The organism is Pseudomonas sp. (assembly GCF_035554175.1).
Classification (GTDB): Bacteria; Pseudomonadota; Gammaproteobacteria; order Pseudomonadales; family Pseudomonadaceae; genus Aquipseudomonas.
This window is the reverse complement of sequence record NZ_DATMIV010000053.1, coordinates 1-25,718: the sequence shown is the minus strand read 5'-3', so window position 1 is coordinate 25,718 and position 25,718 is coordinate 1. Positions and strand designations below refer to the sequence as shown.

The window sequence follows — 25,718 nt, the reverse complement described above, 5'->3', positions numbered from 1 at the left end:
ACGCTTCTCGCGCCTTGTCCTGCACAACAGCAGACCCGGCGCGGTGTGAAAACTAATTGAGAACGCCCCCTCGGTTGTAGGATCAGCAAAGGATTACAGAGATGGATGAGTGTGCGCAGTGACAGGCGCCCCCAATCACAGGATAATGCCGCATCTTTTTTCGACCGCTCTGCATGGCGGGCCGGTCGATGTGATTGCTTGTTTGGCCGCCTTAGCCTGACAACCCTGGAGTGTCTGGTTTGATCGTCTTCCGTTATCTGTCCCGCGAAGTCCTGTTGACCCTCAGCGCCGTAAGTGCCGTGCTGCTGGTCATCATCATGAGCGGTCGTTTCATCAAATACCTGGCGCAGGCTGCGGCCGGTCAGCTCGATCCGGGCTCCTTGTTCCTGATCATGGGCTTTCGTCTGCCAGGGTTCCTGCAACTGATTCTGCCGCTGGGCCTGTTCCTCGGGATCCTGCTGGCTTACGGTCGCCTGTACCTCGAAAGCGAAATGACCGTGCTCTCGGCCACTGGCATGAGCCAGCAGAAGCTGTTTCGCATGACCCTGTTTCCGGCGACGCTGGTGGCACTGGTGGTGGCGTGGCTGAGCCTCGGACTGGCCCCGCAGGGCGCCAACCAGTTTCAACTGCTGCTGAACAAGCAGGACGCGCTGACCGAGTTCGACACCCTTGAGCCGGGCCGCTTCCAGGCGTTGCGCGACGGCACTCGGGTGACCTACACCGAAACCCTGAGCGACGATCGGGTCAATCTTGGCAGCGTATTCATCTCGCAGAAGAACCTCGGCGCCGATAAAAAGGATCGCGGGATTTCCGTGCTGGTGGCCGAATCGGGCCGTCAGGAAATACGCCCCGATGGCAATCGCTACCTGATTCTCGACAACGGTTACCGCTATGACGGCAGCCCGGGCCAGGCCGATTACCGCGCCATTCATTACGAAACCTACGGCGTGCTGCTGCCCAAGCCGGACGTCAGTGAAGAAGTCACCGACCGCGATGCGATGCCGACCTCGTCCCTGTGGGGCAGTGATGACATTCGTTCGAAAACCGAGCTGCAATGGCGCATGTCGCTGCCATTGCTGGTGTTCATCGTGACCCTGATGGCGGTGCCGCTGTCGCGGGTGAATCCGCGTCAGGGGCGTTTCCTCAAGCTGCTGCCGGCGATTCTTCTTTATATGGCTTACCTGACCATCCTGATTGCCGCCCGCGGCGCCCTTGAAAAAGGCAAGATCCCGCCGGCCCTCGGCCTGTGGTGGGTGCACGCGATCTTCCTGGTCATCGGCCTCGGCCTGCTCTACTGGGAGCCGATGCGCCTGAAGCTGGCCAGCCGTCGCAGCGCTGCGCTGGAGGTGGCCCGTGGTTAAACTCGACCGCTACATTGGCAGCAGCGTCTTCATGGCGATCATCGCCGTGCTGGCGATCATCCTGGGTCTGGCGACGCTGTTTGCCTTCATCGATGAAATGGGTGACGTCAGCGATACCTACACCCTGGTCGACGTGCTCAGCTTTGTATTGTTGACCGCACCGCGCCGTCTCTACGAAATGCTGCCGATGGCAGCATTGATCGGTTGTCTGATCGGCCTCGGCAGTCTGGCCAGCAGCAGTGAGCTGACGGTCATGCGCGCTGCCGGTGTGTCGATAGGCCGTATCGTCTGGGCCGTCATGAAGCCGATGCTGGTGCTGATGCTCGCCGGCGTGTTGATCGGCGAATACGTGGCCCCGGCCACCGAAAGCATGGCCCAGGCCAATCGCTCGCTGGCACAAGGCAGCGGTGACGCGCAAAGCGCCAAGCACGGTATGTGGCACCGTCAGGGTGAGGAATTCATCCACATCAACGCGGTGCAACCGAACGGTCTGTTGTACGGCGTGACGCGCTATCACTTTGACAAGGAGCGTCATTTGCTCAGTTCGAGCTTCGCCAAAAAGGCCGAGTTCGACGGCAATAAGTGGCAGCTCACCGACGTTGCCACCACGCTGTTCCGTGAGCGCAGTACGGAAGTCGTCAATACCCCGAGCGAGGAGTGGGACGTGGCGTTGAGCCCGCAACTGCTCAGTACCGTGGTCATGGCGCCGGAATCGCTGTCGATCAGCGGTCTGTGGGGGTACATCCACTATCTGGCGGAGCAGGGCCTGAGCAACGGCCGTTATTGGCTGGCATTTTGGGTCAAGGTGTTGCAGCCGCTGGTGACGGCGGCGCTGGTGCTGATGGCGATCTCGTTCATCTTCGGCCCGCTGCGTTCGGTGACCCTCGGTCAGCGGGTCTTCACCGGCGTGCTGGTGGGGTTCACCTTCCGCATCGTCCAGGATTTGCTGGGGCCATCGAGTCTGGTTTTCGGTTTCTCGCCGCTGTTCGCGGTGCTGGTGCCGGCCGGCGTGTGTGCGCTGGCGGGTGTCTGGTTGCTGCGCAGGGCCGGTTGATGAACATCTGTTCATCTTCGCTCTGAACCTCGAAAACGCCTCGGTCGCCAGACCGGGGCGTTTTTGCATGCCATCCGGGTGACAGGCGAACGTGACGCTTGCGCCGTGTATCAGGTACAATTCCCGGCTATTTTTCGGCGGGCCAAGCCTGCAGCCTTTTTGAGTGTTGATCCGTGAGTGATTTGAGTCATATCCGCAATTTCTCCATCATCGCCCACATTGACCATGGCAAGTCGACGCTGGCTGACCGTTTCATCCAGATGTGCGGCGGCCTGGCCGAGCGTGAAATGGAAGCCCAGGTACTGGATTCCATGGATCTTGAGCGTGAACGCGGGATCACCATCAAGGCCCACAGCGTTACCCTCTATTACAAAGCCAAAGATGGCATCACCTACCAGCTGAACTTCATCGACACCCCGGGCCACGTCGACTTCACCTACGAAGTCAGCCGTTCCCTGGCCGCGTGCGAAGGCGCCTTGCTGGTGGTCGATGCGGGGCAGGGCGTAGAGGCCCAGTCCGTGGCCAACTGCTATACCGCCATCGAGCAGGGCCTGGAGGTCATGCCGGTACTCAACAAGATCGACCTGCCCCAGGCAGAGCCGGACCGCGTCAAGGACGAGATCGAGAAGATCATCGGCATCGACGCCACCGACGCGGTGACCTGCAGCGCCAAGACCGGTCTGGGCGTTGACGAAGTACTCGAGCGTCTGGTGCACACCATTCCTGCGCCAACCGGCAATATCGAAGATCCGCTGCAAGCGTTGATCATCGACTCCTGGTTCGACAACTACCTGGGTGTTGTTTCCCTGGTACGCGTGCGCCATGGCCGGGTGAAGAAGGGCGACAAGATTCTGGTCAAGTCCACCGGCAAGGTGCACCTGGTCGACAGCGTCGGCGTATTCAACCCGAAACACACAGCCACCGTTGACCTCAAGGCCGGCGAAGTGGGCTTCATCATCGCCAGCATCAAGGACATCCACGGTGCGCCGGTCGGTGACACCCTGACCCTGAGTTCGACCCCTGATGTTCCGGTGCTGCCGGGTTTCAAACGCATTCAGCCACAGGTTTACGCCGGTCTGTTCCCGGTCAGTTCCGACGACTTCGAGGATTTCCGCGAAGCGCTGCAGAAGCTGACCCTGAACGACTCGTCGCTGCAGTACACCCCCGAAAGCTCCGACGCCCTGGGCTTCGGCTTCCGTTGCGGCTTCCTCGGCATGCTGCACATGGAAATCATCCAGGAGCGCCTCGAGCGCGAATACGACCTGGACCTGATCACCACCGCGCCGACGGTAATTTTCGAGCTGGTGCTGAAAACCGGTGAAACGATTTACGTCGACAACCCGTCGAAGCTTCCGGATGTTTCGGCCATCGAGGACATGCGCGAGCCGATCGTGCGCGCCAATATCCTTGTGCCGCAGGAACACCTGGGCAACGTCATCACCCTGTGCATCGAGAAACGCGGTGTTCAGGTCGACATGCTGTTCCTCGGCAACCAGGTGCAAGTGACTTACGACCTGCCGATGAACGAGGTGGTGCTGGACTTCTTCGACCGTCTCAAATCCACCAGTCGCGGCTATGCTTCGCTGGACTACCATTTCGATCGTTACCAATCGGCTAATCTGGTGAAACTGGACGTGCTGATCAACGGCGACAAGGTCGATGCCCTGGCATTGATCGTGCACCGTGACAATTCGCACTTCAAAGGTCGCCAGTTGACCGAGAAGATGAAAGAACTGATTCCTCGTCAGATGTTCGACGTGGCGATTCAGGCCGCCATCGGTGGTCAGATCGTTGCCCGGACAACCGTCAAGGCGCTCAGAAAGAACGTATTGGCCAAATGCTACGGCGGTGACGTCAGTCGTAAGAAGAAACTGCTCGAGAAGCAGAAGGCCGGTAAGAAACGCATGAAACAGGTCGGCAACGTGGAGATTCCACAGGAAGCCTTCCTCGCCGTGCTCAGGTTGGAATAATCAGGTCCTATGTCGCTAAATTTCCCGCTGTTGCTGGTCATCGCCGTGTTCGTCTGCGGCCTGTTGGCGTTGCTCGATCTGCTGTTCCTGGCGCCGCGTCGGCGTGCTGCCATTGCCTCTTATCAGGGCAGCGTCAGCCAGCCTGAACCCGTGGTGGTCGAGAAACTGAACAAAGAGCCGCTGCTGGTCGAATACGGCAAGTCGTTCTTTCCGGTGCTGTTCATCGTGCTGGTCCTGCGTTCGTTTCTGGTCGAGCCGTTCCAGATTCCGTCCGGCTCGATGAAACCGACCCTGGACGTCGGCGACTTCATTCTGGTGAACAAGTTTTCCTACGGGATCCGTTTGCCGGTGATCGACAAGAAGATCATCGAAGTCGGTGACCCGCAGCGCGGCGATGTCATGGTGTTCCGCTACCCGAGCGACCCGAACGTCAACTACATCAAGCGTGTGGTCGGCCTGCCGGGCGACACGGTGCGTTACACCGCCGACAAGCGCCTGTTCGTCAATGGTGAGTCGATTGCCGAGAAGATGGTCGGCGCCGAGCCGGGCACGCTGGGCAGCGCGGAGCTCTATCAGGAAAAACTCGGCGCGGCCGAGCATCTGATCCGCAAGGAAATGAGCCGCTACCGCGCCACTCCGGATCGCTCGTGGACGGTGCCTGCCGGGCACTACTTCATGATGGGCGACAACCGTGACAATTCGAACGACAGCCGCTACTGGGATGATCCGAACATTCCCAAGGATCTGCTGGGCATGGTTCCCGACCGCAATATCGTCGGCAAGGCCTTCGCGGTATGGATGAGCTGGCCGGAGCCAAAACTCAGCCATCTGCCGAATTTCTCGCGGGTCGGCCTGATCAAGTAATTACACACGGCGCTGTTGACCACAGCGCCGAATGCATTTCTGGAGCCGGCACAATCGGCTTCGCAATCGCCAGGATCTAATTTTTGAACACAGCGTTAATTGTCCCAGGCCTGCGCCGTATCCAGGCGATGGCAGTGGAATCCAGCCACGAACTCAGCGTGGGTAAACCGTGAGCGTTTCTCTAAGCCGTCTCGAGCGCCAGCTCGGTTACACCTTCAAGGACCAGGAGCTGATGCTGTTGGCCCTCACACACCGCAGTTTTGCCGGACGCAATAACGAGCGTCTGGAATTCCTCGGTGATGCCATCCTCAATTTCGTCGCCGGCGAGGCATTGTTCGATCGTTTCCCGCTGGCCCGCGAAGGCCAGTTGTCGCGTTTGCGCGCACGGCTGGTGAAAGGTGAGACGCTGGCCGTGCTGGCTCGCGGTTTCGACCTTGGCGATTACCTGCGCCTGGGCTCGGGCGAACTGAAAAGCGGTGGGTTCCGTCGCGAATCGATTCTCGCCGATGCCCTCGAAGCCCTGATCGGGGCGATCTATCTCGACGCTGGCATGGACGTCGCCCGCGAGCGCGTGCTGGCGTGGCTGGCTGGCGAGTTCGAAGGCCTGACGCTGGTCGACACCAACAAGGACCCGAAAACCCGCCTGCAGGAACACCTGCAATCGCGCGGTTGCGAACTGCCCCGCTACGAAGTAGTGGATATCCAGGGCGAGCCGCACTGCCGAACCTTCTTCGTCGAGTGCGAAGTGGTCTTACTGAATGAAAAAAGCCGAGGTCAGGGTGTCAGCCGTCGTATTGCCGAACAGGTAGCGGCCGCCGCAGCACTGATTGCCCTGGGCGTGGAGAATGGCAATGACTGATACAAACGCAACTCGCTGTGGCTACGTTGCCATCGTCGGCCGTCCCAACGTCGGCAAGTCGACGCTGCTCAACCACATCCTCGGGCAGAAGCTCGCGATCACCTCGCGCAAGCCGCAGACCACCCGCCACAACATGCTCGGCATCAAGACCGAGGGTGACGTGCAGGCGATCTACGTTGACACCCCCGGCATGCACAAGGGTGGCGAAAAGGCTCTGAACCGGTACATGAACAAAACCGCTTCGGCAGCGTTGAAGGACGTCGATGTGGTGATCTTCGTCGTTGACCGCACCAAGTGGACCGACGAGGACCAGATGGTTCTTGAGCGTGTGCAGTATGTGACCGGCCCGCTGATCGTCGCGCTGAACAAGACCGACCGCATCGAAGACAAGGCCGAGCTGATGCCGCACCTGAGCTGGTTGCAGGAGCAGCTGCCGAACGCGCAGATCATCCCGATTTCGGCGCAGCACGGGCACAACCTCGAGGCACTGGAAAAGGTTATCGCCGATCATCTTCCGGAGAACGATCACTTTTTCCCCGAAGACCAGATCACCGACCGCAGCAGCCGTTTCCTTGCCGCTGAACTGGTGCGCGAGAAAATCATGCGCCAGATGGGCGCCGAGCTACCGTACCAGATCACTGTCGAGATCGAAGAGTTCAAGCAGCAAGGCAAGACCCTGCACATCCACGCGCTGATCCTCGTCGAGCGTGACGGCCAGAAGAAAATCATCATTGGCGACAAGGGCGAGCGCATCAAGCGCATCGGCACCGAAGCGCGCAAGGACATGGAGCTGCTGTTCGACTCCAAGATCATGCTCAACCTGTGGGTCAAGGTGAAGGGTGGCTGGTCCGACGACGAGCGCGCTCTGCGTTCGCTGGGTTACGGCGACCTGTAAACGACTCGAAGATCAAAAGATCGCAGCCTTCGGCAGCTCCTACAATGTCTTGTGTGCACTTGTAGGAGCTGCCGAAGGCTGCGATCTTTTTTGCAATCCCAACCGGGAAACAACATTCATGTCGCAAGCCCCGCCACCAGCCCAACCCGCCTACGTCCTGCATTCGCGCGCGTATCGGGAAACCAGCGCTTTGGTCGACTTCCTCACGCCGCAAGGTCGGTTGCGGGCGGTGTTGCGCAGTGCGCGGGGCAAGGCCGGGACGCTGGCGCGGCCGTTCGTGGCGCTGGAGGTCGAGTTCCGTGGCAAGGGCGAGCTGAAGAATGTCGGACGCATGGAAAGCTCCGGGACCTCTGCCTGGCTCAACGGCGAGGCACTGTTCAGCGGCCTCTATCTCAATGAATTGTTGATTCGCCTGTTGCCCGCCGAAGATCCGCATCCTGCTGTTTTCGATCACTACGCCGCGACCCTGCTGGCGCTCGCCGAAGGTCGACCACTGGAACCGTTGTTACGCTCGTTCGAGTGGCGCCTGCTCGACGATCTCGGTTATGGCTTCTCCCTGAATACCGATGTGCACGGCGAGCCCGTCGTGCCGGACGGTCTCTATCGTTTGCAAGTGGACGCCGGGCTTGAGCGCGTTTATCTGTTGCAGCCGGGGTTGTTCAACGGCACTGAATTGCTGGCGATGGCCGATGCCGACTGGTCGGCGCCCGGTGCACTTTCGGCGGCCAAGCGTCTGATGCGTCAGGCGCTGGCCGTGCATTTGGGCGGACGTCCTCTTGTCAGTCGCGAGCTGTTTCGCAAGCCCTGATATGCTGTGCGCCGAATCTCTCAACTCAGGAGCGCATCCGTGACCACCAGCAATCGCATTCTTCTCGGCGTGAACATTGACCACGTCGCCACCCTGCGTCAGGCCCGTGGCACCCGTTACCCGGATCCGGTCAAGGCGGCGCTGGATGCAGAAGAGGCGGGCGCCGATGGCATCACCGTGCACCTGCGTGAAGATCGCCGGCATATCCAGGAACGCGATGTACTGCTGCTCAAGGATGTGCTGCAAACGCGCATGAACTTCGAAATGGGTGTCACTGAAGAAATGATGGCGTTCGCCGAGCGCATTCGCCCGGCGCACATCTGCCTCGTTCCGGAAACCCGTCAGGAACTGACCACTGAAGGCGGTCTGGATGTCGCTGGGCAGGAAGAACGGATCAAAGCAGCAGTCGAGCGCTTATCGAAAATCGGCAGCGAAGTGTCGCTGTTCATCGACGCCGACGAGCGTCAGATCGCTGCCTCCAGGCGCGTAGGTGCGCCGGCCATCGAGCTGCACACCGGGCGTTACGCCGATGCCGAAACACCGACGGAAGTGGCTGAAGAGCTCAAGCGTGTCGCTGACGGTGTCGCGTTTGGTCTGGCCCAGGGGCTGATCGTCAATGCCGGGCACGGCCTGCACTACCACAACGTCGAGGCGGTGGCTGCGATCAAGGGCATCAACGAACTGAACATCGGCCACGCGCTGGTGGCGCATGCGTTGTTCGTGGGCTTCAAGTCGGCAGTGGCGGAAATGAAAGCGCTGATTCTGGCTGCAGCTCTAAAGGGCTGAAAATCAAAAGATCGCAGCCTTCGGCAGCTCCTACAGGTGTACACATGGCCCTGTAGGAGCTGCCGAAGGCTGCGATCTTTTTAGAGAGGGGCAGGCTCTTGCGCTGGTTTCGACTTGTCGATCGCCGGCACATGCAGATTGCCCTCGGCGACCTGATCGCCCTCAAGCTGCGGCTGGGTCACCCAGGTCAGGATGTCGTAGTAGCGACGGATGTTCGCCACAAAGTGCACCGGCTCGCCACCTCGGGCGTAGCCGTATCGGGTCTTGCTGTACCACTGCTTCTGCGACAGGCGCGGCAGGATCTTTTTCACGTCCAGCCACTTGTCCGGATTCAAGCCTTCCTTCGCCGCCAGCTTGCGCGCGTCATCCAGATGGCCACTGCCGATGTTGTACGCCGCCAGTGCAAACCAGGTGCGGTCCGGCTCCTGGATCGAATCATCGAGCTGCTCTTTCATATAAGCCAGGTATTTGGCACCGCCCATGATGCTTTGCTTGGGATCGAGGCGGTTGGATACGCCCATGGCCTGCGCGGTGTTCTGGGTGAGCATCATCAGCCCGCGTACACCGGTTTTTGACGTCACCGTCGGTTGCCACAGCGATTCCTGATAACCGATGGCAGCGAGCAGACGCCAGTCGACTTTTTCTTTCTTGGCGTAGTTCTTGAAGTGCTGTTCGTATTTCGGCAGGCGCTGCTGCAGGTGCTGAGCGAAGGTGGTGGCACCCATGTAGCCGAGCACGTCGACGTGGCCGTAGTAGCGGTCTTTGAGGCGCTGCAGAGTGCCGTTCTTCTGCACCTTGTCCAGATACGCGTTGATTTCATTGAGCAGGCTGTTGTCTTCGCCCGGCCCCACGGCCCAGCTCTGGCTGCGCGCGTCGCCGAGGTCGAAGGCCACGCGGATATTGGTGAAGTAGACCTGGTTCATTGCCACTTCGTTGGAATCGACCAGCGTCAGGTCAATCTGCCCTTCATCGACCATGCGCAACAGGTCGACCACCTCGACGGCGTCAGACTCTTCGTACTCGATGGCAGGAAGTTTCTTTTTCAGCTCGGCCAGTTGCTCGGCGTGGGTGCTGCCCTTGAGCACCGTGATCTTCTTGCCCACCAGATCCGCCGGATCGGTCGGCCGCGACTGGCCATTGCGATAGATGATCTGCGGGGTGACTTCGAGATAGGAGTGGGAAAACCGCACCTGCTTCCTGCGTTCATCGCTGCTGACCAGACCGGCCGCCGCGAGTACCGGGCCATTCGGTTTGCCGACCTGGTTGAACAGATCATCGAGATTGTCGGCGGTCTCGATCTTCAGTTCGACGCCCAAATCGTCGGCGAAGCGCTTCACCAGCTCGTATTCGAAGCCGGTTTCACCGCTGCGATCCTGAAAGTAGGTGGCGGGGCTGTTCCGGGTGATCACCCGCAGCACACCGTCCTCCTTTACGCGCTCGAGGGTGTTGGGTTTATCAACACAGCCACCGAGCATCAGGAAGAGTCCGGTTGCGATCAGCCATTTGGCGTACCGCGGACGCAAAGCCATTGGGAAAAACATCTGCGCAGTATACGCAAACGGCCACGGGCGCCATATCTCGACAGCGCAGGGCTAGTCTGCTAGCCATCACAAAACCAAACGAAAGCCCTTGAAAACGGGCCTTGAGGGCATTTTGTTACAGTAAAAATAAGCGGCGCTTGAACGCATGATTTACCTGACTCAGGAGGCAGAAACACAGATTGCTACCCGAGTGCAACCATGCGTAGCGTTTCGGGTGATGTTGAGGTCGGTTTAGGCTAGAATGCACGGCCTCAAAGCACACCCCTTCCCGAGGCTGTCCCGACGATGTTGATCCTGCGTGGTGCTCCCGCCCTTTCCGCCTTCCGCCACAAGAAATTACTTGCGCAGCTGAACGATAAAGTTCCGGCTGTCAGTGGCCTGTACGCTGAATTCGCCCACTTCGCTGAGGTCAATGGCGTCCTGACCGAAGACGAGCAGCAAGTGCTTGCCCGCCTGCTGAAATACGGCCCGAGCGTACCGGTTCAGGAGCCTGCGGGCCGCCTGTTCCTGGTCCTCCCGCGTTTCGGCACCATTTCGCCATGGTCGAGCAAGGCCACCGACATCGCGCGCAATTGCAGCCTGACCAAGATCCAGCGCCTTGAGCGCGGCATTGCCTTTTATGTAGAAGGCCAGTTCAGCGACGCCGACGCACAGCTGATCGCCGACGCGCTGCACGACCGCATGACCCAGATCGTGCTGGGCGCGCTGGAAGAGGCCGCCAGCCTGTTCAGCCACGCCGAGCCCAAGCCGCTGATTGCCATCGACGTGCTGGGTGGCGGCCGCGCGGCCCTGGAAAAAGCCAACGTCGAACTGGGTCTGGCCCTGGCCGAAGACGAAATCGATTACCTGGTGAACGCGTTCACCGGGCTCAAGCGCAACCCCCACGACATCGAATTGATGATGTTCGCGCAGGCCAACTCCGAGCACTGCCGTCACAAGATCTTCAACGCCAGTTGGGATATCGACGGCCAGAGCCAGGAAAAAAGCCTGTTCGGCATGATCAAGAACACCTACCAGATGCACAACGAAGGCGTGCTGTCCGCTTACAAGGACAACGCCTCGGTGATCGTCGGCAGCGTGGCCGGCCGCTTCTTCCCGAATCCTGAAAGCCGCGAGTATGGTGCTGTTCAGGAGCCGGTGCACATTCTGATGAAGGTCGAAACCCACAACCACCCGACGGCGATCGCTCCGTTTCCGGGCGCAGCCACCGGTTCCGGCGGCGAGATCCGCGACGAGGGCGCGACCGGCCGCGGTGCCAAGCCGAAAGCCGGCCTCACCGGTTTTACGGTGTCCAACCTGAACATTCCGGGTTTCGAGCAGCCTTGGGAAAAGCCGTACGGCAAACCCGAGCGCATCGTGACGCCGCTGGACATCATGATCGAAGGCCCGCTGGGTGGCGCGGCGTTCAACAATGAGTTCGGTCGCCCGGCGCTGACCGGTTATTTCCGTACCTTCGAGCAGTCGATCAGCACGCCACACGGCGATGAAGTTCGCGGCTACCACAAGCCGATCATGCTCGCTGGCGGCATGGGCAACATCCGCGAAGAGCACGTGCAGAAAGCCGAAATCACCGTTGGCGCCAAGCTGATCGTGCTCGGCGGCCCGGCGATGCTGATCGGTCTGGGCGGCGGCGCGGCTTCTTCCATGGCGACGGGCACCAGCACGGCTGACCTGGATTTTGCCTCGGTGCAGCGTGAAAACCCGGAAATGGAACGCCGTTGCCAAGAGGTCATCGATCGCTGCTGGCAGCTGGGCGACGCCAACCCTATCGCGTTCATCCATGACGTCGGCGCGGGCGGTCTGTCCAACGCTTTCCCTGAGCTGGTGAACGACGGCGGTCGTGGTGGCCGCTTCGAGCTGCGCAACGTGCCGAACGACGAGCCGGGCATGGCCCCGCTGGAAATCTGGAGCAACGAGTCCCAGGAACGTTACGTCCTGGCCGTCAGCGCCCCTGACTTCGAACGGTTCAAAGCGATCTGCGAACGTGAGCGTTGCCCGTTTGCGGTCGTAGGTGAGGCGACTGAAGAGCCGCAACTGACCGTCACCGACAGTCACTTCGGCAACAGCCCTGTCGACATGCCGCTGGAAGTGCTGCTGGGCAAGGCCCCGCGCATGCACCGGTCGGCCGAGCGTGAAACAGAGCTGGGCGACGACTTCGATCCGGGCACCCTCGACATCGAAGAAAGCGTGCAGCGCGTGCTGCATCACCCGGCCGTGGCGAGCAAAAGCTTCCTTATTACCATTGGCGACCGCAGCATCACCGGTATGGTCAATCGCGACCAAATGGTTGGCCCGTGGCAAGTGCCGGTGGCGGACGTCGCCGTCACGGCAACCAGTTTTGATGTGTACACCGGCGAAGCCATGGCGATGGGCGAGCGCACTCCGCTGGCGTTGCTGGACGCTCCGGCGTCCGGCCGCATGGCGATTGGCGAGACCCTGACCAATATCGCAGCGTCGAGCATCGGCAAGCTTTCCGACATCAAGCTGTCCGCCAACTGGATGTCCGCTGCCGGCCACCCGGGCGAAGACGCGCGTCTGTACGACACCGTGAAAGCCGTGGGCATGGAGCTGTGCCCCGAGCTGGGCATTACCATTCCGGTGGGCAAGGACTCAATGTCCATGAAGACCCGCTGGAGCGATGAGGGCACCGAGAAAACCGTGACCTCGCCGCTGTCGCTGATCGTGACCGGTTTCGCGCCGGTCACCGACATTCGCAAGACGTTGACCCCGCAACTGCGCATGGACAAGGGCCTGACCGATCTGATCTTGGTCGACCTGGGCCGTGGTCAGAACCGCATGGGCGCGTCGATTCTCGCCCAGACCCACGGCAAGCTCGGCAGCGTTGCACCGGATGTCGATGACGCCGAAGACCTGAAAGCCTTCTTCGCCGTCATTCAGGGCCTCAACGCCGACGGCCACCTGCTGGCCTATCACGACCGTTCCGACGGTGGCTTGATGGCGACCGTGCTGGAAATGGCGTTCGCAGGCCATTGCGGCCTGAATCTCGAACTCGACACGCTGACCGCCAAGCGCGAAAAAGTCGCAGCCATTCTCTTCAACGAAGAGCTGGGTGCGGTGATCCAGGTTCGCCAGGACGCCACGCCGCTTGTGCTCGCACAGTTCAGCGCTGCCGGCCTGGGCGAAGATTGCGTTGCGGTGATCGGGAAGCCGATTAACAACAGCGATGTCATCATCAGCCTGAGCGGCGACACCGTGTTCAAAGGCGATCGTCGCCTGCTGCAGCGTCAGTGGAGCGAAACCAGCTATCAGATCCAGCGCCTGCGTGATAACGCCGATTGCGCCGATCAGGAATTCGATGCGCTGCTGGAAGAAGACAACCCGGGCCTGAACGTGAAGCTGGGCTACGACGTCAACGACGACATCGCTGCGCCTTACATCAAGAAGGGCGTGCGCCCACAAGTGGCGGTGCTGCGTGAGCAGGGCGTCAACGGTCAGGTTGAGATGGCGGCTGCGTTTGACCGCGCCGGCTTCGCCTCGGTTGACGTGCACATGAGCGACATCCTCGCCGGTCGCGTCGACCTCAACGACTTCAAAGGTCTGGTGGCGTGCGGTGGTTTCTCCTACGGCGACGTGCTGGGTGCCGGCGAAGGGTGGGCCAAGTCGGCGTTGTTCAATACCCGTGCACGGGATGCGTTCCAGGGCTTCTTCGCCCGCAGCGACAGCTTCGCGCTGGGCGTTTGCAACGGTTGCCAGATGATGTCCAACCTGAGCGAGCTGATCCCGGGCAGCGAGTTCTGGCCGCACTTTGTGCGCAACCGCTCGGAGCAGTTTGAAGCGCGCGTGGCGATGGTCGAAATCCAGAAGTCGGCGTCGATCTTCCTGCAAGGCATGGCTGGCTCGCACATGCCGATCGCCATTGCCCACGGTGAAGGTCACGCTGAGTTCAAGACTCCTGAGTCGCTGATTGAAACCGATCTGTCCGGCACTGTTGCCGTGCGTTTCGTCGACAACCACGGCAAGGTCACCGAAACCTATCCGGCCAACCCGAACGGTTCGCCCCGTGGTATCGCGGGTCTCACCACCCTCGACGGTCGCGTGACGATCATGATGCCGCACCCTGAGCGCGTGTTCCGCGCCGTGACCAACTCGTGGCGCCCGGATGAGTGGGAAGAGGACGGCGCGTGGATGCGCATGTTCCGCAATGCGCGCGTTTGGGTGGACTGATCGCTGATGTACAAGCTGGCCTTCTTTGTGCCACCAAGCCATGTGGAGCAGGTCAAAAACGCGTTGTTCGCCGCCGGTGCGGGGCGAATCGGCGCGTATGACTGCTGCTCATGGCAGGTGCTCGGGCAAGGCCAGTTTCGTCCGCTGGACGGAAGTCAGCCGTTCATCGGGCAGGCCGGCGAGGTCGAGCAGGTTCAGGAATGGAAGGTCGAACTTGTCGTGTCAGATGAGCTGATCAGGCAGGCGGTTGCTGCGCTGAAGAACAGTCATCCCTATGAAGTACCGGCTTACGATGTCTGGAAGCTGGAAGATATCTAGCTTCCCAGCAGCATGGCTCGAGATTGGAGCGATCTGCATCACCCCCGCAAAATCTTACGGCCGAATCTCTATCATCGTGCCGTCCTTCACCAGATCCCACACCTCGCGAATGTCGCTGTTGCGCATGGCAATGCAGCCGTTCGTCCAGTCCAGCGTGTGGAAATACCACTCCGGGTAATCGTCGTTGATCGGCGTGCCGTGGATCATGATCATGCTGCCCGGTTTCACGCCTTCGCGGCGGGCGCGTGCGGCATCGGTAATGTTGGGGTAGGAAATGTGCATCGACAGGTTGTAGGCGTCGCTGGCCTTGCGCCAGTCGAGCCAGTAGAAGCCCTCCGGCGTGCGCTGGTCGCCTTCCTGCAGCTTGGGTCCGTTAGGCGCTTTGCCCAGTGAGATCCGGTAGGTCTTCAGCGCCTCGCCACGGCTGATCAGCTGCAACTGATGTGCGGATTTGAGGACCAACACCTTATCGATGGTGCGGTCCGCGATGTTCTGGGTGTCGACGACCTTCCCGCCAACGAACTTCTGTTCGCTGCCTTTGGGCACGATGGTCTGAGTGAACGCAGCCTGGGACAGCGGCACCACCGACAGGCATAAAACGGCAAGCAACCAACGCATGAAAAGGGTATCCCTGAAGCCTGCGCGGCAATCGCGCAGCATCGTTTCGATCAAAGGGTCTTGAGCGGCGGTGTGACAGACAGACAATCGGTGCGTACCTGGAAATCTTGATGCCGCCGGTCGCGGAAAAAACACTCCAGGGTTCGCCTGACCGTATTGAACGCCAGCTCCGACCACGGGATATCCGCTTCGTCGAACAACTTCACTTCAAGGCTTTCGATACCGGCAGCGTACTCCGGTTTGACCAGATTCGAGCGGTAGAAGATATGCACCTGATTGATGTGCGGCACGTCGATCATCGAATACAGCTGCAGGTCCTCGACCTCTGCACACGCCTCTTCAAGGGTTTCCCGGCGGGCGGCCTGCTCGACGCTTTCGCCGTTTTCCATGAACCCTGCGGGCAGCGTCCAGTAGCCCATTCGTGGCTCGATGGCTCGACGGCACAGCAACACCTTTTCGCCCCACACCGGCACGACGCCGGCCACGATGTTGGGGTTCTGGTAGTGAATGGTGTCGCAATGTTCACACACGTAACGCAGGCGGCTGTCGCCCTCGGGAATACGCTGGATGACCTGTTTGCCGCAGTTGCTGCAGAATTTCATGATCGAATCGGGTTCCTGTTGGCAGCGGCTATCTTGAGCTGTAGCGCGGGTGGACGGCAAGAGGCGTCTTGCGCGCGCGGGGTTGTCCTACAAGACTTGGGCGCGTCGTCGCTTTGGTGCATGATGCCGGGCAGGCAACCGATCGAGAATTCCCATGCTGGATGAGCTACTTCACCGTATGAGCAGCTACACGCCGGTGATGCTGGAAACGGACGCGCGCTTCCCCGAGGCCGCCGTGCTTCTACCCATTACCCGCAACGCAGAACCTGAACTGGTGCTGACGCTGCGCGCCAGTGGCCTGTCGACCCACGGCGGCGAGGTGGCCTTCCCGGGCGGGCGGCGTGATCCGGAAGACCCGGACCTGATCTTCACGGCGCTGCGCGAAGCCCAGGAGGAGATCGGTTTGCCGCCTGGTCTCGTCGAAGTGGTCGGTCCCCTGAGTCCGTTGATCTCCAAACACGGCATAAGGGTGACGCCCTATGTCGGCGTTATTCCTGATTTCGTCGAATACACACCCAACGATGGCGAAATCGCGGCCGTGTTCAGCGTGCCACTGGACTTCTTCCGTCAGGATGCGCGCGAACACACCCATCGCATCGACTATGAAGGGCGCAGCTGGTACGTGCCGAGTTATCGCTTTGGGGAGTACAAGATCTGGGGCCTGACCGCGATCATGATCGTCGAACTGATGAACCTGCTTTTCGACAGCGGCATCGACCTTAACGAGCCGCCCAAACGATCGATCATCCACACGCTGAAATCCTGACCCGCAGCCGCCGCGCGAGCATGAGGACTGAGTCATGAGGAGCAAATCATGAAATACCGTCTGGGCGACGCCCGCGTCGATGCGCACGCCAGCAGCTGGATTGCGCCGACAGCCACCGTCATCGGCAATGTGCGTTTGCAGGCCAATGCCAGCGTCTGGTTTGGCGCTGTGTTGCGTGGCGACAACGAGCTGATCGACATCGGCGAGAACAGCAACGTGCAGGACGGCACGGTGATGCACACCGATATGGGTTCGCCGCTGACCATTGGCCGCAACGTGACCATCGGGCACAACGCGATGCTGCATGGTTGCAGCGTGGGTGACAGCACGCTCATCGGCATCAACTCAGTCATCCTTAATGGCGCGCAGATTGGCAAACATTGCATCATCGGCGCGAATTCGCTGATCGGCGAAGGCAAAGTCATCCCTGACGGTTCGCTGGTCATGGGGTCGCCCGGCAAAATCGTCCGCGAGCTGACAGATGCCCAGAAGCAGATGCTCGACGCCAGCGCCGCCCACTACGTCCACAACGCCCAACGCTACGCGCGTGACCTGGCCCCACAGGAAGATTGATGTCCAGCGCCAACCCCCCCATCCATGCAGCACCCGTCGATGAAGCGCCGATCCATGAAAAGCCGGTCCGCTCGCCCTGTGTGAGCATTTGCGCACTGGACGACGCCGACATCTGCACGGGTTGCCAGCGCACCGTGGCCGAGATCACCGGCTGGAGCCGAATGGACAATCAGCAACGCCGCGCTGTCTTGATCGCCTGCGATGAACGGGCGAGGGCCGGCGGGATGATGTTTCAAGTCAGCGGCAACAGCCCTCGACGGTGAATCAAGCCCGCGCCGCTGCATCCCATTTCCCGGCCTTCATGTTAAATTGCGCGCCTTTCTACCTGCGGTTGCTTGCACACGCCGAGCGACCCTCGACCTGCTCCACGAGGACCTGAGATGACTCAAATCGGAACTCCACTGTCGCCGACCGCGACCCGCGTTTTGCTCTGCGGTTGTGGCGAGCTTGGCAAGGAAGTAGTGATCGAGCTTCAGCGCCTGGGCGTTGAAGTGATTGCTGTCGACCGTTACGCCAATGCTCCGGCGATGCAGGTCGCGCACCGCAGCCACGTCATCAATATGCTCGACGGCGCCGCCTTGCGTGCGGTGATCGAGTCCGAGAAGCCCCATTACATCGTCCCGGAAATCGAAGCCATCGCCACTGCGACCCTGGTGGAGCTGGAGTCCGAAGGCTTCACGGTCATTCCGACGGCCCGTGCCGCGCAGTTGACCATGAACCGCGAAGGCATTCGTCGTCTGGCCGCTGAAGAACTGGACCTGCCGACCTCGCCCTACCACTTCGCCGACACCTTCGAAGACTACAAAAAAGCCGTCGAAGACCTTGGCTTCCCGTGCGTGGTCAAGCCGGTGATGAGCTCGTCGGGCAAAGGCCAGAGCCTGCTGAAAACCGACGCGGATATCCAGAAGGCCTGGGATTATGCCCAGGAAGGCGGTCGTGCCGGCAAAGGCCGGGTGATCATCGAAGGCTTCATTGATTTCGATTACGAAATCACTTTGCTGACCGTGCGTCACGTCGGCGGCACGACCTTTTGTGCGCCGGTTGGCCATCGTCAGGAGAAGGGCGATTATCAGGAATCGTGGCAGCCCCAGGCCATGAGCCCGGTGGCATTGGCCGAGTCCGAGCGCGTCGCCAAAGCGGTGACCGAGGCGCTGGGTGGCCGCGGTCTGTTCGGCGTCGAGTTGTTCATCAAGGGCGATCAGGTCTGGTTCAGTGAAGTCTCGCCACGCCCCCACGACACCGGTCTGGTCACGCTGATCTCTCAGGACCTGTCGCAGTTCGCCCTGCACGCCCGCGCCATTCTCGGTCTGCCGATTCCGTTGATTCGCCAGTTCGGGCCATCGGCGTCGGCGGTGATTCTGGTAGAAGGCCAGTCGACCCAGACGGCGTTCGCCAACCTGGAGCAGGCCCTGAGCGAACCGGACACCGCGCTGCGCCTGTTCGGCAAGCCCGAGGTCAATGGACAGCGCCGCATGGGCGTTGCCCTGGCGCGCGACGAGTCGATTGAAGCGGCCCGTCGCAAGGCCACTCGCGCGTCGATGGCGGTGAAGGTTCAGTTGTAAGCGTCACGTTGAATGAAAAACGGCGCCTTCAGGGGCGCCGTTTTTGTTTCGCGATCACGCACCGTCTATATCCGGTTTGATCAGGCAATCGTATCCAGGTCCGCGTGCCGGGTTTCTTTCAGGCACAGCACGGCGATCACGCTGATCAGTGCCGCCGCCGAGACATACCCACCGACCCAGCTCAACCCGCCCATCTCCACCAGCTTCTGTGCAAAGAACGGCGCGACCGAGGCACCGACGATGCCGCCGATGTTGTAGGCCGCCGACGCGCCGGTATAACGCACCCGCGTAGGAAATAGCTCCGGCAACATCGCCCCCATCGGCGCGAACGTGACGCCCATGAGGAACAGCTCGATCGACAGAAACAGCGTCACCGCCCAGGTCGTGCCGTGGGTCAGCAAGGGCTCCATCAGGAAGCCCGACAGGATCGCCAGCACGCCGCCGATCACCAGCACCGGCTTGCGACCGAATCGATCACTTGCCAACGCGGAAAGCGGTGTCGCCAGGGCCATGAACAGCACGGCAAAACACAGCATCGCGAGGAACGACTCGCGGCTGTAACCCAGGGTTTTTACGCCATAGCTCAGCGAAAAGACGGTGGAGATATAGAACAGCGCGTAGCACACCACCATCGACGCTGCGCCCAGCAGCATCGGCTTCCAGTATTGACCGAACAGCTCGGCAATCGGCAATTTCACACGCTCATGGCGGGCGATGGCCTTGGCGAAAACAGGCGTTTCCTCAAGCTTCAGGCGCACATACAAGCCAATGATCACCAGCACGGCGCTGAGCAGAAACGGCACGCGCCAGCCCCAGGAGCGGAATTGCTCGTCATCCAGCGTCATCGCCAGTGTCAGAAACAGCCCGTTTGCCGCGAGGAAGCCGATCGATGGGCCCAGCTGCGGGAACATGCCGAACCACGCCCGTTTGCCCCTGGGGGCGTTCTCGGTCGCCAGTAATGCGGCCCCGCCCCATTCGCCGCCCAGTCCAAGGCCTTGGCCGAAGCGCAGTACGCAGAGCAGGATCGGCGCCCACGACCCGATGGCGTCGTAACCCGGCAGTACGCCAATCAGCGTGGTGCAGACGCCCATGAGCAGTAGCGAGGCCACCAATGTCGATTTGCGGCCGACACGGTCACCGAAGTGACCGAACAGCGCCGAGCCCAACGGACGTGCGAGAAAGGCGATCCCGAATGTCAGAAACGCCGAGAGCATCTGTGCGGTACTGGACGTCTGTGGGAAGAACACCGGCCCGATTACCAGTGCGGCGGCGGTGGCGTATACGTAGAAATCATAGAACTCGATGGCGGTGCCGATGAAGCTGGCCGTGGCGACGCGGGCCGCCGAGTTGGCGGGGCGGGCCTCGCTCTCGTCACGGGTTGGACAGGCAGAAGTCGTGGTCATGGGAAATCCCTGGCAGTCGTATCGCCTGTCAGCGAGAGACGAAGATTCGTACGCGCGCTGCGGCAATCGTTAATTGTTTTTTTGGTCCAGCGCTGAACAGACTAGCCCGGATGCGGGCAAGGCGCGTGGCGTGCTCGGGATGGGAGCGAAGGCCAGGGTGTCGCTTGAGCGGTCAGGCTGTGTGACTGGCCGGATCGCGCATTGTGCGGGTAGCACGCGGATCGGCGGGGCTGGGTAAGCGGATCGATTATAGGAAGGGGATTGGCGCGGAAACAAGTGTTTCAGGGCGCCGCCTGCCTTCTCAGATCACGTCTTTGGTGCGGGTGTTCAACCACACCAACACCCGGCTGACGCGGTTGTCCTCGGTCTCGAGGATTTCCAGGCGGTAGGGCCCGATCTTCAGGCAGACCGCGCTGTTGGGGATCGTCTCCAGCGCTTCGGTGATCAGCCCGTTGAGGGTTTTAGGGCCATCGGAGGGCAGATGCCAGGCGAGGCTTTTATTCAGATCGCGAATCGACGCCGCGCCGTCGATCACCAGCCGCCCGTCAGGCTGCGGGTGAATGTGCGGGTTATCGAGGGCTTGCTCGCTTTCGAACTCGCCGACGATCTCTTCAAGAATGTCCTCAAGGCTGACGATGCCCAGCACCTCGCCGTATTCATCGACAACCACGCCCATGCGCCGCTGCTGCTTGTGGAAGTTGAGCAGCTGCATCTGCAGCGGCGTGCTCTCTGGTACGAAGTACGGTTCGTAACAGGCGGCCTGCAGCGCCTCTTTGGTCAGCTCGTTGCGCGGGAGCAGGTGGCTGATCATCCGCGTGTTGAGCACGCCTTCCACCTGATTGATGTCGTTGTGGTAAACGGGCAGACGGGTGTGGCGGGAAATGATCAGCTTGTCGACGATCTCCTCAATGGTGTCGTCGAGGTTAATGCCGTCGACTTCGCTGCGCGGCACGAGGATATCGTTCACAGTCATGCGATCCAGCGCGTAAATCCCGGAGATCACATGGGCGCGGCCATACTGGCTTTCGTTGTCCTGATAGACCGTCGGGTGCGTGTCGTCTTCGTCATCGTGGGTGTCAGGCCGACGCTTCGACAGAAAAGGGCGCAACAGCGTTTTGGCGATGTTCTTGTAGATCCAGGTCAGCGGCTGCAACAGCCGAACCGGGATACGCAGCACGTTGTTGCCCAGCAGCAGAATGGATTCGGGGCGACGCGCCGCCAGCTTTCGCGGGATGAACTCGGTTATCACGACCAGCACGCTGGCAACACCCAGCCAGGCAATCAGCGGCCCGTGGAAATACCAGTGCCCGATGGCAAGAAGAGTGGCGAGGACGGTAATCAGCGTCTTGAGCAGCGTATTGCCGAGGATAAGGCTGTTGAGGTTGAACGCGAGCACCGGCTTCAGTGGCTCGTTGGAGCGGGGATTGACCGGCATCGCCCGAAGATTGTGGTGCGCAGCCTCGACCGCGCTGAACAGCCCCGACCACAGCGTCAGCAGGGTCAGGAGCGTAAGCATTGTGCCGACCGGCAGGTTGTCCATGATGAGCGCTCGTCAGATATGCAGGATGTATTCACGAACGAGCTTGCTGCCGAAGTAGGCCAGCATCAACAGCAGAAATCCGCCCAGTGTCCAGCGAATCGCTTTGTGACCCCGCCAGCCCAGATGATGGCGGCCCCAGAGCAGCACACTGAAGACGATCCACGCGAGAATCGACAGCAAGGTTTTATGCACCAGATGCTGGGCAAAGAGGTTTTCGACGAACAACCAGCCGGAAATCAGCGACATCGACAGCAACACCCAGCCGGCCCAGAGAAAACCGAAGAGCAGGCTTTCCATGGTTTGCAGCGGCGGGAAGCTTTTGATCAGGCCAAGGGGATGCTTGTTTTTCAGTTGATGATCCTGCAGCAACAGGAGCAAGGACTGGAAGACCGCGATGGTGAACATCCCGTAGGCGAGAATCGACAACAGGATGTGGCTGATAATGCCGTGTTCTTCAATGATCGGCTGCAGTGTGCCGGAAGGCGCGAACTGCGCCATCAGGGTCGTGAGCAGGCCCAGTGGGAAGAGGAGAATCAGGAGGATTTCCACCGGCAGGCGAATGCACGCGAGCATGGTCACGATGATGACTGAAACAGCGATCAGGCTGGCGGCACTGAAAAAGTCCAGACCCAGGCCGATAGGGCGCACCAGTTGGCCGAAAAGCGCACTGGCCTGGCAGGCGACGGCAAGGGTGCCGATCAGGCACAGCAGCCATTTGTCGGCCTTCTGGCCCTGACGCAGGCGCATACCCTGGTAGACGGTCGCAGCGGCGTAGAAGACAGCGGCGGCGAGGCTGAAGAGCAAACTCGGTGACAAAGGGAACATAGATCCTGTTGGGCATGCCCGAAAGCCGGTGAGTTTGGCATAAAACGCGCATTTCACGAAAGACTACAGAAGCAGACGCCGTGGTGTCCGTGCGCCGGAGTCTTCGCTATAATCCGCGACCTGCTCAAGCCACAGGCTTGCCGATCGCTGTTTCAGCCGCTTTTATAGCCTCACTATTATCAATAGCGATGCTGTAAAGAGCAGGCGTCGCGAATTCGGCAGCCGACTGAACGGCCGCTACGGGCCGGGCCGCATCAATCGGGGTTCAGCACGAACCCAAAGGATCACGCATGTTTGAAAATCTGACAGATCGTCTCTCGCAGACGCTGCGCCAGGTCACTGGCAAAGCCAAGCTGACCGAGGACAACATCAAGGACACACTGCGTGAAGTGCGTATGGCGCTGCTTGAAGCCGACGTCGCCTTGCCGGTTGTCAAAGACTTCGTCAATCGCATCAAGGAACGCGCCGTCGGCACCGAGGTGTCGCGCAGCCTGACGCCGGGCCAGGCGTTCGTGAAGATCGTCCAGGCCGAGCTGGAAGAGATGATGGGGGCGGCCAACGAAGAGCTGACCCTCAACGTCACGCCGCCTGCGGTCATTCTGATGGCCGGTCTGCAAGGTGCGGGCAAGACCACCACTGCCGGCAAGCTCGCCCGATTCCTGAAAGAACGCAAAAAGAAAACCGTGATGTTGGTGTCGGCGGACGTCTATCGTCCGGCCGCGATCAAGCAGTTGGAAACACTGGCCAACGACATCGGCGTGACGTTCTTCCCGTCCGACATCAGCCAGAAGCCGGTCGACATTGCCGAAGCGGCTATTAAAGAAGCCAAGCTCAAGTTCATCGATGTCGTGATCCTCGACACCGCCGGTCGTCTGCACATTGATGCCGAGATGATGGGCGAGATTCAGGCGCTGCATGCGGCGGTCAAGCCGGCCGAGACGCTGTTCGTCGTCGACGCCATGACCGGCCAGGATGCCGCCAACACGGCCAAGGCGTTCGGTGATGCGCTGCCGCTGACCGGCGTGATCCTGACCAAAGTCGACGGCGACGCCCGTGGCGGTGCTGCGCTGTCGGTGCGCGCCATCACTGGCAAGCCGATCAAGTTCATCGGTATGGGCGAGAAGAGCGAGGCGCTGGAGCCGTTCCATCCGGACCGTATCGCATCGCGCATTCTCGGCATGGGCGACGTTCTCAGCCTGATTGAGCAGGCTGAACAGACTCTCGACAAGGACAAGGCCGACAAACTGGCCAAGAAGCTGAAGAAGGGCAAAGGCTTCGACCTCGAAGACTTCCGCGATCAGCTGCAGCAAATGAAGAACATGGGCGGCCTGGGCGGGCTCATGGACAAACTGCCAAGCATCGGCGGCGTCAACCTGTCGCAGATGGGCAACGCACAAAACGCCGCCGAAAAGCAGTTCAAGCAGATGGAAGCCATCATCAACTCGATGACCCCGGCCGAGCGTCGCGACCCTGAGCTGATCAGCGGTTCACGCAAGCGCCGCATCGCCATGGGTTCGGGGACCCAGGTGCAGGACATCGGTCGTCTGATCAAGCAACACAAACAGATGCAGAAGATGATGAAGAAGTTTTCGACCAAGGGCGGCATGGCCAAAATGATGCGCGGCATGGGCGGAATGTTGCCCGGCGGCGGTATGCCCAAAATGTAAATCGCAACGCGCGGGCGCTATTCCCGCGCGTTCTTCATTGGGGCAACCGTCCCGGTGGCCTGCTCAGGCAGGCACTCAACGCCGTCATCGCTGACGGCTCCATGGCAGATCTAGGTGGCCCGACGGCGTACGCCGGAAAAAGTCATTTGCAAAAATCCGGATATTCCTTAGAATATGCGGCCTTTCGGGCACCCATGCCCGCTGTGCATCTTAGATTTGCAGCACCGACTACAGGAAAATTGTTCAATGCTAACAATCCGTCTTGCCCTTGGCGGCTCTAAAAAGCGCCCGTTCTACCACCTGACTGTCACTGACAGCCGCAACCCACGTGACGGTTCCCACAAGGAACAAATCGGTTTCTTCAACCCGGTTGCCCGTGGTCAGGAAATCCGTCTGTCCGTGAACCAAGAGCGTCTGGCCTACTGGCTGAGCGTTGGTGCACAACCTTCTGAGCGTGTTGCTTCGCTGTTGAAGGAATCTGCCAAGGCTGGGGCCTGAGCAATATGAACGCGACGCCAGCTTCCGCCGACGATCTGATCGTCATCGGCAAGATTTATTCGGTACACGGCGTTCGCGGCGAAGTGAAGGTGTATTCCTTTACTGATCCAACCGAAAACCTGTTGCAGTACAAAACCTGGACGCTCAAGCGCGAAGGGAATGTGAAACAGGTCGAGCTGGTCAGTGGACGCGGGAACGACAAGTTCCTGGTCGCCAAGCTCAAGGGTCTTGATGATCGTGAAGAAGCTCGTCTTCTGGCCGGTTACGAGATCTGCGTGCCACGCAATCTGTTCCCTGAACTGACCGACGGCGAATACTACTGGTATCAGCTTGAAGGTCTGAAGGTCATTGACGGTCTTGGGCAGTTGCTCGGGAAGGTCGATCATCTTCTGGAAACCGGCGCCAACGATGTAATGGTGGTCAAACCCTGCGCAGGCAGTCTGGACGATCGTGAACGCCTTTTGCCCTATACGGAGCAATGCGTGTTGGCAGTTGATCTGGTTGCAGGCGAGATGAAGGTGGAATGGGACGCGGATTTCTAAGCAATGGCCAGCCTGCGCATAGAAGTCATCACGCTGTTTCCCGAGATGTTTTCCGCCATCAGCGAATACGGCATTACCAGCCGTGCGGTGAAACAGGAGCTGTTGCAGCTCACCTGTTGGAATCCGCGGGACTACACCACTGATCGACATCACACCGTAGACGATCGCCCGTTTGGCGGTGGCCCTGGCATGGTGATGAAGATCAAGCCCCTCGAAGATGCTCTGGCTCAGGCCAGGCAGGCGGCGGGGGATGCGGCGAAGGTGATTTACCTGTCGCCACAAGGCCGCAAGCTGGATCAGTCTGCGGTACGCGAACTGGCGCAGGAAGAAGCACTTATCCTGATTGCCGGTCGTTATGAAGGCGTCGACGAGCGTTTCATTGAAGCTCATGTCGATGAAGAGTGGTCGATTGGCGACTATGTGTTATCTGGCGGTGAGCTGCCGGCCATGGTCCTGATAGATGCGGTTACGCGACTGCTGC

General features: G+C 60.3%; 24 protein-coding genes. 18 read left to right on the top strand and 6 right to left on the bottom strand.

Annotated features, from left to right (window positions below; genetic code table 11):
* The first annotated feature begins 239 nt into the window (after window positions 1-239).
* The 8 genes from lptF (at window position 240) to pdxJ (ending at window position 8,597) form a co-directional block, all read left to right on the top strand.
* Window positions 240-1,361, top strand: a complete 1,122-nt coding sequence (gene lptF / locus VNV36_RS23750) for an LPS export ABC transporter permease LptF (RefSeq protein WP_101159337.1) — start codon at window positions 240-242, stop codon at window positions 1,359-1,361.
* On the top strand, window positions 1,354-2,415 hold the full coding sequence (lptG, locus tag VNV36_RS23745; RefSeq protein WP_325721164.1) for an LPS export ABC transporter permease LptG: 1,062 nt from the start codon (window positions 1,354-1,356) through the stop codon (window positions 2,413-2,415). Before lptF ends, lptG begins: the two co-directional genes overlap by 8 nt.
* Before the next feature lie 173 nt (window positions 2,416-2,588).
* Window positions 2,589-4,385, top strand: coding sequence for a translation elongation factor 4 (lepA, locus tag VNV36_RS23740; protein WP_016771564.1), 1,797 nt, complete (start codon window positions 2,589-2,591; stop codon window positions 4,383-4,385).
* 9 nt (window positions 4,386-4,394) lie between these two features.
* Complete coding sequence (gene lepB / locus VNV36_RS23735; RefSeq protein ID WP_325721160.1) at window positions 4,395-5,249, top strand: signal peptidase I; 855 nt, start codon at window positions 4,395-4,397, stop codon at window positions 5,247-5,249.
* 169 nt (window positions 5,250-5,418) lie between these two features.
* A complete protein-coding gene (gene rnc, locus VNV36_RS23730) occupies window positions 5,419-6,108 on the top strand; it encodes a ribonuclease III (RefSeq protein WP_024011703.1) in 690 nt (229 codons plus the stop codon).
* Window positions 6,101-7,003: a GTPase Era gene (gene era / locus VNV36_RS23725; RefSeq protein ID WP_016771562.1), complete on the top strand. Its 903-nt coding sequence runs from the start codon at window positions 6,101-6,103 to the stop codon at window positions 7,001-7,003. Before rnc ends, era begins: the two co-directional genes overlap by 8 nt.
* A 118-nt stretch (window positions 7,004-7,121) precedes the next feature.
* On the top strand, window positions 7,122-7,811 hold the full coding sequence (gene recO, locus VNV36_RS23720; protein WP_325721157.1) for a DNA repair protein RecO: 690 nt from the start codon (window positions 7,122-7,124) through the stop codon (window positions 7,809-7,811).
* A 39-nt stretch (window positions 7,812-7,850) separates the two neighbouring features.
* Entirely contained in the window at window positions 7,851-8,597 is a 747-nt protein-coding gene (gene pdxJ, locus VNV36_RS23715) for a pyridoxine 5'-phosphate synthase (RefSeq protein ID WP_325721155.1), read from the top strand.
* An 80-nt stretch (window positions 8,598-8,677) separates the two neighbouring features.
* Here pdxJ and mltF read toward each other — a convergent pair whose 3' ends face one another.
* A complete protein-coding gene (mltF, locus tag VNV36_RS23710) occupies window positions 8,678-10,138 on the bottom strand; it encodes a membrane-bound lytic murein transglycosylase MltF (protein ID WP_325721153.1) in 1,461 nt (486 codons plus the stop codon).
* Between the two features lie 285 nt (window positions 10,139-10,423).
* On the opposite strand from mltF, the gene purL reads away from it, so the two are divergent.
* Both purL and VNV36_RS23700 read left to right on the top strand, forming a co-directional pair.
* Window positions 10,424-14,323, top strand: a complete 3,900-nt coding sequence (gene purL / locus VNV36_RS23705) for a phosphoribosylformylglycinamidine synthase (protein ID WP_325721151.1) — start codon at window positions 10,424-10,426, stop codon at window positions 14,321-14,323.
* 6 nt (window positions 14,324-14,329) lie between these two features.
* Window positions 14,330-14,641: a YqfO family protein gene (locus VNV36_RS23700; RefSeq protein WP_172610866.1), complete on the top strand. Its 312-nt coding sequence runs from the start codon at window positions 14,330-14,332 to the stop codon at window positions 14,639-14,641.
* 54 nt (window positions 14,642-14,695) lie between these two features.
* Here the strand turns inward: VNV36_RS23700 and VNV36_RS23695 are convergent, their stop codons facing one another.
* Both VNV36_RS23695 and VNV36_RS23690 read right to left on the bottom strand, forming a co-directional pair.
* Window positions 14,696-15,259: a L,D-transpeptidase family protein gene (locus VNV36_RS23695; RefSeq protein ID WP_325721148.1), complete on the bottom strand. Its 564-nt coding sequence runs from the start codon at window positions 15,257-15,259 to the stop codon at window positions 14,696-14,698.
* 50 nt (window positions 15,260-15,309) lie between these two features.
* Complete coding sequence (locus VNV36_RS23690; protein WP_172610868.1) at window positions 15,310-15,861, bottom strand: NUDIX hydrolase; 552 nt, start codon at window positions 15,859-15,861, stop codon at window positions 15,310-15,312.
* Window positions 15,862-16,015: 154 nt separating this feature from the next.
* Between VNV36_RS23690 and VNV36_RS23685 the strand changes: the two genes are divergently transcribed.
* The 4 genes from VNV36_RS23685 (at window position 16,016) to purT (ending at window position 18,762) form a co-directional block, all read left to right on the top strand.
* On the top strand, window positions 16,016-16,627 hold the full coding sequence (locus tag VNV36_RS23685) for a CoA pyrophosphatase (protein WP_172610869.1): 612 nt from the start codon (window positions 16,016-16,018) through the stop codon (window positions 16,625-16,627).
* A 48-nt stretch (window positions 16,628-16,675) separates the two neighbouring features.
* On the top strand, window positions 16,676-17,200 hold the full coding sequence (locus VNV36_RS23680) for a gamma carbonic anhydrase family protein (protein ID WP_325721144.1): 525 nt from the start codon (window positions 16,676-16,678) through the stop codon (window positions 17,198-17,200).
* Window positions 17,200-17,463, top strand: a complete 264-nt coding sequence (locus VNV36_RS23675; protein WP_325721142.1) for a DUF1289 domain-containing protein — start codon at window positions 17,200-17,202, stop codon at window positions 17,461-17,463. Before VNV36_RS23680 ends, VNV36_RS23675 begins: the two co-directional genes overlap by 1 nt.
* A 117-nt stretch (window positions 17,464-17,580) precedes the next feature.
* Window positions 17,581-18,762: a formate-dependent phosphoribosylglycinamide formyltransferase gene (gene purT, locus VNV36_RS23670; RefSeq protein WP_172610874.1), complete on the top strand. Its 1,182-nt coding sequence runs from the start codon at window positions 17,581-17,583 to the stop codon at window positions 18,760-18,762.
* A gap of 80 nt (window positions 18,763-18,842) precedes the next feature.
* On the opposite strand, the gene VNV36_RS23665 is transcribed toward purT, so the two are convergent.
* The 3 genes from VNV36_RS23665 to VNV36_RS23655 form a co-directional block, all read right to left on the bottom strand.
* Window positions 18,843-20,165: an MFS transporter gene (locus tag VNV36_RS23665; protein WP_325721140.1), complete on the bottom strand. Its 1,323-nt coding sequence runs from the start codon at window positions 20,163-20,165 to the stop codon at window positions 18,843-18,845.
* A 301-nt stretch (window positions 20,166-20,466) separates the two neighbouring features.
* Window positions 20,467-21,705: a CNNM domain-containing protein gene (locus tag VNV36_RS23660; protein WP_325721139.1), complete on the bottom strand. Its 1,239-nt coding sequence runs from the start codon at window positions 21,703-21,705 to the stop codon at window positions 20,467-20,469.
* A gap of 12 nt (window positions 21,706-21,717) precedes the next feature.
* Window positions 21,718-22,530 (bottom strand): cytochrome C assembly family protein, encoded by an 813-nt coding sequence (locus VNV36_RS23655; RefSeq protein WP_122623423.1) that lies wholly within the window; start codon window positions 22,528-22,530, stop codon window positions 21,718-21,720.
* A gap of 290 nt (window positions 22,531-22,820) precedes the next feature.
* Between VNV36_RS23655 and ffh the strand changes: the two genes are divergently transcribed.
* From ffh to trmD, 4 genes are all read left to right on the top strand, one after another.
* Complete coding sequence (gene ffh / locus VNV36_RS23650; protein ID WP_172610879.1) at window positions 22,821-24,197, top strand: signal recognition particle protein; 1,377 nt, start codon at window positions 22,821-22,823, stop codon at window positions 24,195-24,197.
* 246 nt (window positions 24,198-24,443) lie between these two features.
* The gene (gene rpsP / locus VNV36_RS23645) at window positions 24,444-24,695 is read left to right on the top strand and encodes a 30S ribosomal protein S16 (RefSeq protein WP_325721133.1); all 252 of its coding nucleotides are present in this window, start codon (window positions 24,444-24,446) and stop codon (window positions 24,693-24,695) included.
* 5 nt (window positions 24,696-24,700) lie between these two features.
* The gene (gene rimM / locus VNV36_RS23640; protein WP_037012440.1) at window positions 24,701-25,237 is read left to right on the top strand and encodes a ribosome maturation factor RimM; all 537 of its coding nucleotides are present in this window, start codon (window positions 24,701-24,703) and stop codon (window positions 25,235-25,237) included.
* 3 nt (window positions 25,238-25,240) lie between these two features.
* On the top strand, window positions 25,241-25,718 hold a 478-nt coding region (trmD, locus tag VNV36_RS23635), incomplete at its 3' end, for a tRNA (guanosine(37)-N1)-methyltransferase TrmD (RefSeq protein WP_325721130.1).